The organism is Ruegeria sp. YKSD163 (assembly GCF_059612905.1).
This window is the reverse complement of the sequence record NZ_JBXWRM010000025.1, coordinates 1-12,610: the sequence shown is the minus strand read 5'-3', so window position 1 is coordinate 12,610 and position 12,610 is coordinate 1. Positions and strand designations below refer to the sequence as shown.

Here is a 12,610-nt window from a genome sequence, read left to right as displayed (position 1 = left end):
TGACGCGCGTAAGCATGGCGCAGGTTCGGTGTTGCCGCCCTTCAGGATTGCCGCACATCTCGGGAGGGGGATATGGGCGTATTGTCATCCGAACTGGACAAGCTGCTGGCGGTTGCGCTGCTGCTTTGCGCTTCGCTCCTGGTTCGCCAGGCGGTGATCTTTTCAGGCCAGACTTGGATCCGGACCTTTTCGCATACGCTGACATTGCTTCTGTTGCCACTGGTCACCTATTCGCTGACCTCTGTCATCTCGGGCAATATCGCGCTGTCACTGGGCATGGTGGGGGCGCTGTCGATCGTGCGCTTCCGCAACCCTGTGAAATCACCGCTGGAACTGGTGACCTATTTCCTGATGATCTCTTGCGGGATCGCGGCCGCAGTCAGCGTCTCGTGGCTGGTGCTGCTGGTCGGCAGCGCGGTGGGTACGCTGGTGGTGGCAGAACTGTTCAACCGGTGGTCGCGGCGGGTCCGGGGCGTGCCGCTCTACACCACCTCGTTTACCGAGGGCAACGCGCTGCACACGCTTGAGGTATTCTCCGAAACCGAAATGCCCGACCTACTGGGCCATGCCGCGCTGGTCGGCTTCGACAAGACACCCGAGGGGATCGTCTATCGCTTTGCCAGTCCCTCGCGGCAGGACCTGTTGAAGCTGAGCGGTGCGGTCAACGGCCAGACCGGGATCACCCGTATCGCCTTTGCGGCGGCCTGAACGTCATGTGGCGGCGCCTGCATCTTCTGGTGATGGTGCCTGCCCTGCTGCTGGCGCCGGTGGCAGAGGCGGGTTGCGACTTTCCAACCGGGCAATACCGGGCGGAACTGGCGGATATTGCTTCGGTCAGGCGGATCGAAGTGAGCGTCGACAAGGCGCGAAAATGGGCCCGCAACGGATTGCGGATCATTACCTCGGACGGCGAACAGATCGCCGAGAAATACAAGCGGAGCTTTAAAGGGACCGTCTCGGTCTTCTATGATTTCGGCCGTTGCGACCACCCGGCCCGACTGCGTCAGAACGGCGATTTCAAGGATCACGTGGAACTGGACCGCGGTCGCCTGCTGCAAAGCCTGAACATCCGCCTGGACGAGGGCAATATCGCCCATGCGGTACGGTTCAAGCTGTTCCTGCAAAAAACCCGCAATTCCGAAAACGAGGTGCTGGCCACCCTGCTGTTGTCGCGGCTGGGATTTCTGGCGCCGCGCACGCGGGTCGTCGATGTGGTGCAGAACGGCACGCCGGTGCGGATGCTGTGGCAGGAATCCGTGGCCAAGGAGTTTCTAGAACACAACCGCCGCCGCGAGGGCCCGATGTTCGAGGGCGACGAGGCGCTGCTGGCGCTGTGGTCGGACCGGGGCGGCTATCTGTACGAGGATCTGGGCCTGGCGCGTGTGGTCAACGGCAAATGGGTCGAACGCGGCGCCGCGTCGTTGGCGATGACGGCGGATGCCTTTACCCGGCTTCAGAGCGCCTATGCCACCTATGGCAACAGCAATGCCCTTGACCCCTCGCAGGCGCTGACCGGATTGCCCTTGCCGGACACGACCAGCGCTGAGGCCGCGCGCATCTGGTGGGATTATGCCGTGCTGATGTTTGCGATGCGCGCCAGCCACGGGCTGCGCCCGCATAACCGTAAATTTTACTGGAACGCCTTTCTGCAAGGCATGGAGCCGATCTATTACGATGGCGAGGCCGAGCCGGGGCGAGCCGACCCGCGCTATCTGCGGGCGCGTGACCGGGCGCTATATGCACCGCATTTTACCGTCGAACGCATGGCCCGTCTGCAAGCGGCGGTGGCCGCTCTGGACAGCGCCGACCTGACCGCGCGCTACCGGGCGCTCTGCGACAGCGGCTGCGCACCGGATGCGGCGGCCCATCTGCTGCACCGTCTGGCCGCAAATCTGCCCGCGCTGGTCCTGCCCTCGGAGGGCACCGGGCCTGCCCTCTCCGATCCCTGGCCCGTCTTCCGCACACGCCTCTTCCAGCGACTGACCGAGGCCCGCAGCCGAGACATCGCCGCCGCCGATCCGGCCAGCGGGATCGCAAAGGCGCAGCTCTGTTCCCGCGATGCCTGCGACGCGGAGGTTCTGGACCGCGAAGCCCATGTGGCGGCCCTTTCGGGTGCGGTGCTGGACGGCATGAAACTGACCATGACCCTGACCGCGCAAACATCGGATGGCACGGCCCATACCACCACGCCCCTGACCGGCTGGGGCCTGACCCTGCGCCACAGTCCCGGCCTTGCCATACAGCCGGACCCGCAAGGCCGGCGGCTGGTGCTGACCCAGTCGGCACCCGACGACTGGGCCCTCTTGATGGGCGACCGGCTGGAGGGGGTCGAGATCGCGTTCAGGGGCCTGCCCCTGCCGCCCGCCGCCGCCATGGCCCCGCCAGAACAGCGGTTCAACCCCTATGGGCTGACCGGCTGTCTGACCCTTTTTGGCATGACGCTGTCCCGGGTGAGGATCGCAGCCGAAGGCGGCGGATGCGAAGACGGTGTCAACATCGTCTCCAGCCGGGGGGACATCGCCCTGCTCGAGGTCCACGATGCCGCCTCGGATGCGGTGGACATGGATTTTGCCGATCTGCACGTGACCGAGACACGGATCACCGGCGCGGGCAACGACTGTCTCGATCTCAGCGGCGGCCACTATCGGTTCGACCGGGTATTGGCGGCCAGCTGCGGCGACAAGGCGGTGTCGGTGGGCGAGGCGAGCACGGTCGCCATCGGCGACCTGGAAGCGCGTGCCAGCGCCATCGGCATCTCGTCCAAGGACGGATCCAGCGTGACCGTCGATCGGATCGGGATCGAGGCCACGCTGTTCTGCCACGAGGTCTTTCGCAAGAAACAGGAATTTCCCGGCGCCTACCTGCGCCTTGGTCCCGGCCAATGCAATGGCCCGGCGGGCTGGGTCGACGCCGACTCGGTCCTCGATCCGCGCGGGAACAGCGGATGAGTTTCCGGATCGAAGAAAAGGTGGTTCTGACGGCAAGCGACATGGCCCGCCTGCAAGCCGATTTGCAAGGCCGTGGCATGGTGCCGCTCTATCCCGCGCGGCTGATCCGCTCGGTCTATTTCGACACCACCGGGTTGCAGATGTTCTCGGACTCAGAGGAAGGGGTGCTGCCGCGCAAGAAGGTTCGCTTGCGTCGTTATCCCGAACAGACCGACGCAGGCGCGGTGCTGGAGACCAAGATCTCCTCGGTCGAGGGACGGTTCAAGACAACGCGGCCAGTCGACCCCGCAACCGAGCGGCGACTGCTGCAGCAGGGGTATTTCGACCGCGACTATGGCACCTTGTTTCCGATGGTGGCAGTCAGCTATCGCCGCGCCTATTTCAGTCTGGATGGGCTGCGTATCACCTTTGATCGCGACATCTCCTATGCCCGCCCCGACGGACAGCTGGCGCATCGCGAGTCCTGGACCGTTTGCGAGTTGAAGGCCCCCGCCGAGGCGCCACTGGATGCACTGCAGCATGTCCTGCCCGTCCCCAGGAGGCGTTTCTCCAAATTTTGCAACGGGATAAGCGCCGTAATCGCCCGCGCATAACAACCCCGGCGCGACGCTTTGGCGCTGTGTTTTATGCAAAAAACACGGGCCGCCCATTGAAACGCAATCGTTTTTTTGAATATATAGAAACCAAGCGGTTTCGACCCGTCACCCAGATCGGTCGACCGAACCGAAAGGTGCCCTATGAAAGTGATCCTCCCTGCCCTGCTGATGAGCCTTGCCGCGTTGATCGCGGCGCCCGTACTGGCCGATACCACCGCCCGCCGCGTCACCGTCACCGAATGGAAAACGGTCTTTGCCAAGGTCGAACCCCGCGACAGCCTGCCCGCCCGCTCGCGCCTGGGCGGCATCTTGCAGGAAATCTCCGTGGCCGAGGGCAGCGCGGTCACCCGGGGCCAGCAGATCGGCACCACGGTGGACGAGAAGCTTGAGCTGGAACTGCGCGCCATCGACGCGCAGCTGAGCGCGCTGGGTTCTGAACTGAGCAATGCCGAGGCCGAATTGACGCGCGGCCGGAATCTGCTGGACCGGGGTGTGACCACCGAACAGAATGTCGACGCGCTGCGCACCCGCGTGCAGGTGATCGAAGGCCGCATCGGCACCACCCGCGCCCAGCGGGACGTTTTGCTGCAACGCACCGACGAAGGCCGGATCCTGGCGCCGATCACCGGGACGGTGATCGACGTTCCGGTGACCGAGGGCTCGGTCGTGCTGCCGGGCGAGATGATTGCGGTGATCGGCGGCGGCGGCTTCTTCCTGCGCCTTGCGGTGCCCGAGCGGCATGCGGATTTCCTGGCCGAGGGCGACAGCATCGCCATCGCCGGGATCGAGGGGGTCGAGACGGGCACCCTCGCCAAGCTCTATCCCCAGATCGAGAATGGCCGGGTGATCGCCGATGTCGAGGTTGCGGGCCTGTCGTCCGAATTCATCGGGCGCCGAGTGCTGGTGCGCCTGCCGGTGGGCCGGGCCGAGGTGGTGGCGGTGCCGCCCGCGGCGGTCGCCTCGCGCATGGGGCTTGATTTCGTGCGTGTCGCCGGACCGGATGGCGGCGCCAGCGAACGTGTGGTGGTGATCGGAACCCCGGTCGAGGCCGAGGGCGAAAGCCTGATCGAAATCCTGTCCGGCCTCAAGGGTGGCGAAGTGCTGGTGGCCGGACATGAGTGACAAATCGCAGGACACGCCCCTGGGCATCGCGGGCGGGCTGACACGTGGTTTCATCGGCTCGGCCCTGACGCCGCTGATGATCCTGGCGGCCCTTGCCATGGGGCTGGTGGCGCTGATCAGCCTGCCACGCGAGGAAGAGCCCCAGATCTCGGTGCCACTGGTCGATATCCATATCCAGGCGCCGGGGCTCAAGGCCGAGGATGCAGTGAAACTGGTCACCGAACCGATGGAGACCATCGTCAAGGCGATCGGCGATGTGGACCATGTCTATTCGCAGACCGGCGACGATTATGCCATGGTCACCGCCCGGTTCCTGGTCGGCACCCCCGCCGATACCGCCATCCTGCGCGTACATGACAAGGTGCGCGCCAACATGGACCGCATCCCGGTGGGCATCGGTGAGCCGCTGATCGTCGGGCGCGGCATCGACGACGTGGCCATCGTCTCGCTGACCCTGTCGCCGCGCGATGGGGCCGGGGATGTCTCGGCCAACGACCTGACCCGCATCGCGCGCGAGTTGCAGGTGCAGCTGGCCAAGATCGGCGATGTGGGCCTGACCTATCTGGTGGGCGAGGCGCCCGAGGCGATCCGCATCGCGCCCGACCCCGAGCGGCTGGCGCTTTACGGCGTGACGCTGCAACAGCTGGCGGCCAAGGTCGAGGGCGCCAACCGGGCACTGGCCACCGGGCTGGTGCGCGACGGCGGCGAACAGATCGCGCTGGTGGCGGGCGAGACGCTGCACGCGCCCGCCGAGATCGCCAACCTGCTGCTGACCACCCGCGACAACCGGCCCGTCTATGTGCGCGACGTGGCCGATGTGCGCTTTGTCCCCGACACGTCCGAGCGGATCGTGGCCAATGTCACCCGCGACGACAGTGGCGGGATCCGCCGCAGCCCGGCGGTGACGCTGGCGCTGGCCAAGCGCGCGGGCGCCAATGCCGTGGTGGTGGCCGAAGAGATCCTGCACCGGGTGCATCTCTTGGAACATGACCTGATCCCCGACAGTGTCGAGGTCACGGTGACCCGCGACTATGGCGAAACCGCCAATGAAAAGGCCAACGAGCTGCTGTTCCACCTGGGCCTGGCCACCGTGTCCATCGTGGTGCTGGTGCTGTTCTCGATCGGCTGGCGCGAAAGCATCGTGGTCGCCGTGGTGATCCCGGTCACCATCCTGCTGACCCTCTTTGCGGCCTGGGTCACGGGCTACACGCTGAACCGGGTGTCGCTCTTTGCGTTGATCTTTTCCATCGGTATTCTCGTCGATGACGCCATCGTCGTGATCGAGAATATCGCCCGCCACTGGGCAATGCCCGACAGCGCCAGCCGCACACAAAAGGCGATCCGCGCGGTGGCCGAGGTGGGCAACCCCACCATCGTCGCCACGCTGACCGTGGTGGCGGCGCTGCTGCCGATGCTGTTCGTCTCGGGGCTAATGGGTCCGTATATGAGCCCGATCCCGGCCAATGCCTCGGCCGCGATGATCTTTTCCTTTTTCGTGGCGGTCATCATCACGCCCTGGCTGATGGTCAAGATCGCGGGCCGCGCGCCCGCCCATGCCCATGACGAGGCCGCCCAGCATGGCGGCGCGCTGGGGCGTCTCTATCGCGCCGTGGCACGTCCGCTGTTGCGCACCAAATCCGGCAGCGGTTTGTTCCTGCTGGTGGCGGCAGTTCTGTCCTTCGGCTCGCTGGGCGCGCTTTATACCCGCGACGTGACGGTCAAGCTCTTGCCGTTCGACAACAAGTCCGAACTCTCGGTGGTGATCGACCTGCCCGAGGGCGCCTCGGTCGAGGATACCGACGCGGTGGCGCAACAGGTGGCGCGTCGCGTGCTGGAGTTGCCCGAGGTGATCTCGGCCCAGACCCATGCAGGCGATGCCGCGCCTTTCAACTTCAACGGGCTGGTGCGCCATTACTATCTGCGTGCGCGGCCCGAGCTGGGCGATGTGCAGATCAACCTGCTGCCCAAGGATGCGCGCGAGCGCACCAGCCACAACATCGCGCTGGATATCCGCCAGCGGCTCTCCACGCTCGATTTGCCGGAGGGGACGGTGCTGAAAACCGTCGAGCCGCCCCCCGGCCCACCGGTCATCGCCACCCTGCTGGCCGAGGTCTATGGCCCCGATGCCGACAGCCGCCGCGCCGCCGCCACCCGCATCCGCGAGGCGTTTGAAAGCGTGCCATTCGTGGTCGATGTGGATGACAGTTTCGGCACTCAGGCCCGCCGTCTCAGGGCGACGGTCTCGACCGATCAGCTGGAATTCTTCGGCGTACAGGAGGGGGACGTCTTCTCGACGCTGGCGATCCTGAACGCGGGCCAGACGGTGGGCTATTCGCACCGGGGCGAGGGCCGCCGCCCGATCCCCATCGAGGTCGCGCGCGACAGCGCTGACCGGGTGGTGGACGAGCGGTTCCTGTCGACCCCGGTTCCGGCCAATGTGCTGCCCGGCGCGCGCGGCGTGGTCGAGCTGGGCGATGTGGTCGAGTTGCGTGAAGAGCGCGCCTCCTACCCCGTGTTCCGCCATAACGGGCGCGCAGCCGAGATGGTGATGGCCGAACTGGCCGGCGATTTCGAGGCGCCGCTCTATGGCATGCTCGCGGTGGCCGAGGCGCTGGACGCGATGGACTGGCCCGAGGGCACCAAGCCCCAGATCCGTCTGAACGGCCAGCCCGAGGATGAAAGCGCAATCACCCTGCTGTGGGACGGCGAATGGGAGGTCACCTGGATCACCTTCCGCGACATGGGTGCGGCCTTTGGTGTGGCGCTGTTGGGCATCTATATCCTGGTGGTGGCGCAATTCGGCTCGTTCCGGCTGCCGCTGGTGGTGCTGACGCCGGTGCCGCTGACCTTTCTGGGCATCATCATCGGGCATTGGCTGTTCAACGCACCCTTCTCGGCGCCCTCGATGATCGGCTTTATCGCGCTGGCGGGGATCATCGTGCGCAACTCGATCCTGCTGGTGGATTTCATCCGCCATGCCGACCCGTCGCTGGACAAGATCGAGACGCTGATCGAGGCAGGCGCAATCCGGTTCAAGCCGATCCTGCTGACGGCGGTGGCGGCGATGATCGGGGCGGCGGTGATCCTGACCGACCCGATCTTTCAGGGGCTGGCGCTGTCGCTGTTGTTCGGGCTGCTCAGCTCGACCCTGCTGACGGTGCTGGTGATCCCGGCCATCTACCGCGTGTTCAAGACCTGAGCAGGCGGTATAGAACCAAAGTGCCATTGCCCTTCGCGCCGCCATCTGGCCCAATGCGGCGCGGAGGAGAGAGAGATGTTCAGATACGGGCTTTCCCTGTGCGCCACTCTGCTGGCGGGTGCGGCGTTGGCCGCCGATACGCCGCAAGTGCCGCTTGACGATCCCTTTGCCTCGGGCATGTGGGAGGACCACCAGATCGCGATCCTGGGCGACCCTGCCGATATCCGGTTCGACGACCGGGTGCGCGTGTTTGCGCCCGCCGCCGCCGAGGACGCGTTTCACGTGCCGCTCTTGATCGACGCCACCGCCATCCCCGATGTCGAGGAAATCGTGGTTACCGCCGATTACGGCCCGATCCCCAAGATCCTTAGCTATTTCCCCGGCGAGGCGCAGGCGAAACTGGCGCTGCGCTTCAAGATCGACCAGGCCACCGCCGTGCGCGCCTCGGTCCGCACCAAAAGCGGCAGCTGGCATGTGGGCGGTACCCTGATCGACGCGGCGGGCGGCGGCTGTACCGCTCCGGCCGAGGCCTATGCCTCGGACGACTGGGAGGAGAAGCTAGGTGAAATCCACGGTCGACTCTGGGCCTCCACCGGGCGGGCCCGGTTGATCGTGGATCACCCGATGGATACCGGGCTGGCCGATGGCATTCCGCTGTTCATCATCCGCGATCTCAGCTTTACCAACGACGCCGGACAGGAACTGGCGCGGCTGGCGCTGAGCGAACCGGTGAACGAAGACCCGGCCTTTACCCTCTATTTCGACCCCGCCCGGATGCCGCCGCTGCTGCATGTGAGCGGTCGCGACAATAACGGCAACCAGATCGCGGGCACGCTGACGGGCGAGGAAGTCAACTGATGCCAAGCCGCCGTGCCCTGCTGGCAGGTGCCGCCGCCGGGCTGGGCCTGACCGCCCTGCCCGTCGTCCCGGTCTTTGCCCAGGCAAAGCTGCGCTATGATCTGGCGCCGATCCCGGTGCTGCCGGGTGTCTGGATGATCGAAGGCGTCACAGACTATTTCGACAAAATCAATGGCGGCGCCATCGTCAATTGCGCGGTGCTTCAGGGGCAATCAGGGCTGATCCTGATCGACAGCGGCCCCTCGCGCCGCTATGGCGAGGCGCTGGCGGCAACCCTGCGCCCGCTGGACCTGCGCGGCGTGTCCGCGGTGGTCAACACGCACCACCATCCGGATCATTTCTTTGGCAACCAGGTCTTTGCCGACCGGCCCATCCTGGCCCTTGGCCAGACTTTGGATGCCGCCCGCCGCGACGGCGACGCCTTCGCCGACAACATGTATCGGCTGCTGGGCGACTGGATGCGCGGCACCGAGCCGGCACCGCCCAATACCGCGCTCGACGGGGGCGAGGTCACCATCGACGGGCGCCGGTTCACCGCGTTGCCGCTCGGCGGACATACCGAGGCCGATCTGGCGCTGGTCGACGTTGAAACCGGGTTGCTGATCACCGGCGATCTCGCCTTTCTGGACCGCGCGCCCACCACGCCGCATGCGGATCTGGCACGCTGGCAAGAGGCGCTCAACACGCTCGAAGGGCTCGGCGCCCCCGCCGTGCTGCCGGGCCATGGCCCGTTCGACCGCACCGGCGCCGCGCTGCGCCAGACCCGCGCCTATCTGTCCTGGCTGGACGAGACCCTGCATGATGCCGCCCGCACAGGCCTCGATATGGTCGAGGTGATGGACCTGCCGCTGCCAGAGGAGTTCGCTGCCATGGGCGCGCAACCGCAGGAGTTTCACCGCTCGGTCGCCCATCTGTTCCCCGGCGTGGAGCGCGCGGTGCTACCGCGGGCCAACTAGGCCCACGCGGATCAGTCCACAGACACCGGCACCGGTTCGACCGGCTCCAGCGGCCAGCCCAGTTCGCGCCAGCCATCTGTGCCCAGCGGGAACCAGTGCACCTGAAGATACCCCAGCCCGGCGATCCGCTGCGCCGCGTTCCAGCTCATCCAGCAATCGGCCACGCAGAACACCACGATGGCACGGGCCTTGCTGCCACCGGTCAGCCGCTGCAACTCGCGCTCCAGATAGGCCTGCATGGCAGGTTCAAGCACCCCGCGCCCGACCTCGGGCAGCCAGACCGCGCCAGGCAGGCTCTGTCGCGGTTCGGAAACGAGCCAGGTCCCGTCCAACTCGTCATAGCGCGACTGTGCCGCGCCGTAGACATCCAGCGCCACCGCCCCGCGCGCGATCAGCTTACGCGCCCAGAGCGCCGACACCTTGCGCGCGGGCGGTGGAATATCCTCTGGCACGGGCGCCCTGTGGCGGTCGATCCTGAAACCGGTTTCGGTATGGAACAGATCGGGCTTGCGCGCGCGGATAGCGTCAGAGGTCTCTGCGAGGATCACCCCCGATAGCCCGGAAAGGGCTAATGCCAACAGCGCAGTCGCGATCCGCATGCACGATCTCCATTGCCCCCATTCGCGCGATTGGGACCCGGTTCACCCAAGCTGTCAAGCGTTTTGGGCAGAATTATCCAATGGTTGCACTTCCCGCGTCATCCGAAGGGGGTCTCGATCCTAAGACCTTGGTCCAATGTCACGGCCCGAAAACCCAGCCTAGCCTTGGCGCCATGCGCGCGCTTGTGCTCTCATTCTGCCTGATACTGGCAGCCTTCGTGGCCACCGCCGATCCGCTCACCCCGGACGAGCTCGCCGCCTATGTCAAACCGCCGCTGCTGCTGGGCGAACAGATCGACGAGACCGGGGTTTACGCGCTGATCGACGTCTATGGGAAACCGGCGGGCTACTTGTTCGAAACCGAACCGCTGGCTCCCCTGCCCGGCTTTTCCGGTGCACCGGTCAACCTGCTGGTAATGCTCGATGCGTCGGGCAGCTTCATCGAAGTGCGCCTGATCGAGCAGAACGAGCCGATCTTCGTCTCGGGTCTGGGCGTTGCCCCCTTCGAGAAGTTTCTGGAGCAGTATCGCGGTCTCAACATCGCCACGCCGATGGTGGTGGGCACGCCTTATGGCAACAGCGGCGGCGGCGCCTCGGCACTGACCTATCTGGACGGGGTGACCAAGGCCACCGCCTCGGTCCGCATCGCCCATGAAACCGTGTTGGCCGCCAGCCTGGCCGTGGCGCGCGAACGCATGCAGGGCATCGCCACCGCGCCGCCGCGCGCGCCCGCCCCACGGTATGACGAACCGCTCGACTGGGCAGCGCTGGTCTCCCAGGGCATCGCCACCCGTCACATGATTACCAACGCCCAGGTGCAAGCCGGTTTCGAGGGCACCCTCTGGGCCGGCGACGACCCCGAGGCGGTGACCGAGCCCGAGGCCCCTCTTATCGATCTCTGGATCCTCGACCTGGGACCGCCCGCAATCGCCCGAGCGGTACTGTCGGCCCAAACATTGGAAGAGTTGCAACAGTTTCAGGTGCTTTCACCCCATGACGAGCCGCTATTGCTGATCGAGACCGCGCGTCACGGACTGGTTGGTGAGGATTTCGTGCGCAACACCGCCCCCGATCTGATCTCGGCGGAACAGGGCGGGCTGCCGGTGGCGCTGCGCGATGCGGATCTCTTCGTCGAACTGGCGCCCGGCCTGCCCGAAGGCCGCGCAATGATCCTGCGGGCCGACCGGCGGCTGGGCTTCGATCCGGCCTCGGACTGGGAGCTGACCCTGCAAGTGCAACGCGCCCATGGCAGTTTCCAGCCGGTGATCGGTGCGCGCAGCTTCAGTTTCACCCATGCCACGCCCGAACGGTTCTTTCTGTCCGAGACCGGCCCCACGGCGCTGCCGCCCTGGCAAGAGGCGCTGCGTGGGCGCGCGTTTGATATCGGTCTGCTCACGATTTTTCTGGGGTTGCTGATCCCCGCGCTGCTGCTGGGACAAAGCCGCCTCGCAGGTCTGCGGTCCTATGTCCCGCTGCGACTGGGTGTGCTGGCGGTCACCTTGGGGTTTGTCGGCTGGTGGGCACAGAGTCAGCTGTCGGTGGTGACGCCGCTGGCGGTGCTGCGGGGTGCTCTGGATGGCGGCAGTCTGGCGTTCTTGCTCTATGATCCGGTCTCGCTGCTGCTTTGGGGCGCGGCGGTGCTGGGCTTCCTGCTTTGGGGGCGCGGATTGTTCTGTGGCTGGCTCTGCCCCTATGGCGCAATGCAGGAATTCGCCCATCACCTGGGCCGCTGGCTGCGCCTGCCGCGCCTGCCCCTGCCCGACGCCTGGGACCGGCGATTGAAATGGCTGAAATACGCGGTGCTGGCCGGTCTGGTGGCGGTGGTGCTCTTGGTGCCCGGCGAACTGGAAACCGCGGCCGAAGTGGAGCCGTTCAAGACCGCAATCACCACCTTCTTTTTGCGCGAATGGTATTTCGCGCTTTATGCCGGGGCCTGGATCGTGATTTCCATGGTGACCTTCAAGGGGTTCTGCCGCTATGTCTGCCCGCTGGGCGCGCTGATGGCGATTGGCGGGCTGTTGCGCCTGCGTGGCTGGATCCCGCGCCGCACCGAATGCGGCAGCCCCTGCCAGCTCTGCCGGGTACGCTGCAACTATCGCGCCATCCAGCCCAGTGGAGAAATCGACTATGACGAATGCTTTCAGTGTCTCGACTGCGTGACCATTCACGACTCGCCCAATCAATGCGTGCCGCTGATCTTGGCGCGCCGGCGCTCGATACAGAGCCCCCAAAATCTCTGATGAGATTTTGTTAACAGAGTTTGCTTTGGCAAACTCTGAGATGTTGCTCTGTGAGCAGAGGTCCGCGCGCGGCCAGGCGCGCGCGGGTGTTG

Annotated in this window: 9 protein-coding genes; 8 read left to right on the top strand and 1 reads right to left on the bottom strand. The window is 65.8% G+C overall.

Features of this window, described 5'->3' with window-relative positions; genetic code table 11:
• Positions 1-72 precede the first annotated feature (72 nt).
• From AC2FNA_RS21520 to AC2FNA_RS21490, 7 genes are all read left to right on the top strand, one after another.
• Positions 73-708: a DUF4956 domain-containing protein gene (locus AC2FNA_RS21520; RefSeq protein WP_496830093.1), complete on the top strand. Its 636-nt coding sequence runs from the start codon at positions 73-75 to the stop codon at positions 706-708.
• Between the two features lie 5 nt (positions 709-713).
• Entirely contained in the window at positions 714-2,948 is a 2,235-nt protein-coding gene (locus AC2FNA_RS21515; RefSeq protein WP_496830091.1) for a hypothetical protein, read from the top strand.
• Entirely contained in the window at positions 2,945-3,541 is a 597-nt protein-coding gene (locus AC2FNA_RS21510) for a VTC domain-containing protein (protein WP_496830089.1), read from the top strand. Before AC2FNA_RS21515 ends, AC2FNA_RS21510 begins: the two co-directional genes overlap by 4 nt.
• A gap of 144 nt (positions 3,542-3,685) precedes the next feature.
• Entirely contained in the window at positions 3,686-4,666 is a 981-nt protein-coding gene (locus AC2FNA_RS21505; RefSeq protein ID WP_496830087.1) for an efflux RND transporter periplasmic adaptor subunit, read from the top strand.
• The gene (locus AC2FNA_RS21500) at positions 4,659-7,865 is read left to right on the top strand and encodes an efflux RND transporter permease subunit (RefSeq protein ID WP_496830086.1); all 3,207 of its coding nucleotides are present in this window, start codon (positions 4,659-4,661) and stop codon (positions 7,863-7,865) included. The genes AC2FNA_RS21505 and AC2FNA_RS21500 overlap by 8 nt, the downstream gene beginning before the upstream one ends.
• A 75-nt stretch (positions 7,866-7,940) precedes the next feature.
• Positions 7,941-8,723, top strand: a complete 783-nt coding sequence (locus tag AC2FNA_RS21495; protein WP_496830084.1) for a quinoprotein dehydrogenase-associated SoxYZ-like carrier — start codon at positions 7,941-7,943, stop codon at positions 8,721-8,723.
• On the top strand, positions 8,723-9,679 hold the full coding sequence (locus AC2FNA_RS21490) for a quinoprotein relay system zinc metallohydrolase 1 (protein ID WP_496830082.1): 957 nt from the start codon (positions 8,723-8,725) through the stop codon (positions 9,677-9,679). The genes AC2FNA_RS21495 and AC2FNA_RS21490 overlap by 1 nt, the downstream gene beginning before the upstream one ends.
• A gap of 11 nt (positions 9,680-9,690) precedes the next feature.
• Here AC2FNA_RS21490 and AC2FNA_RS21485 read toward each other — a convergent pair whose 3' ends face one another.
• Positions 9,691-10,278, bottom strand: a complete 588-nt coding sequence (locus AC2FNA_RS21485; protein WP_496830080.1) for a PQQ-dependent catabolism-associated CXXCW motif protein — start codon at positions 10,276-10,278, stop codon at positions 9,691-9,693.
• A 173-nt stretch (positions 10,279-10,451) separates the two neighbouring features.
• On the opposite strand from AC2FNA_RS21485, the gene AC2FNA_RS21480 reads away from it, so the two are divergent.
• Positions 10,452-12,518 carry a 4Fe-4S binding protein gene (locus tag AC2FNA_RS21480; RefSeq protein ID WP_496830079.1) on the top strand — a complete coding sequence of 689 codons (2,067 nt, stop codon included), beginning with the start codon at positions 10,452-10,454 and terminating at the stop codon, positions 12,516-12,518.
• Positions 12,519-12,610: the final 92 nt, after the last annotated feature.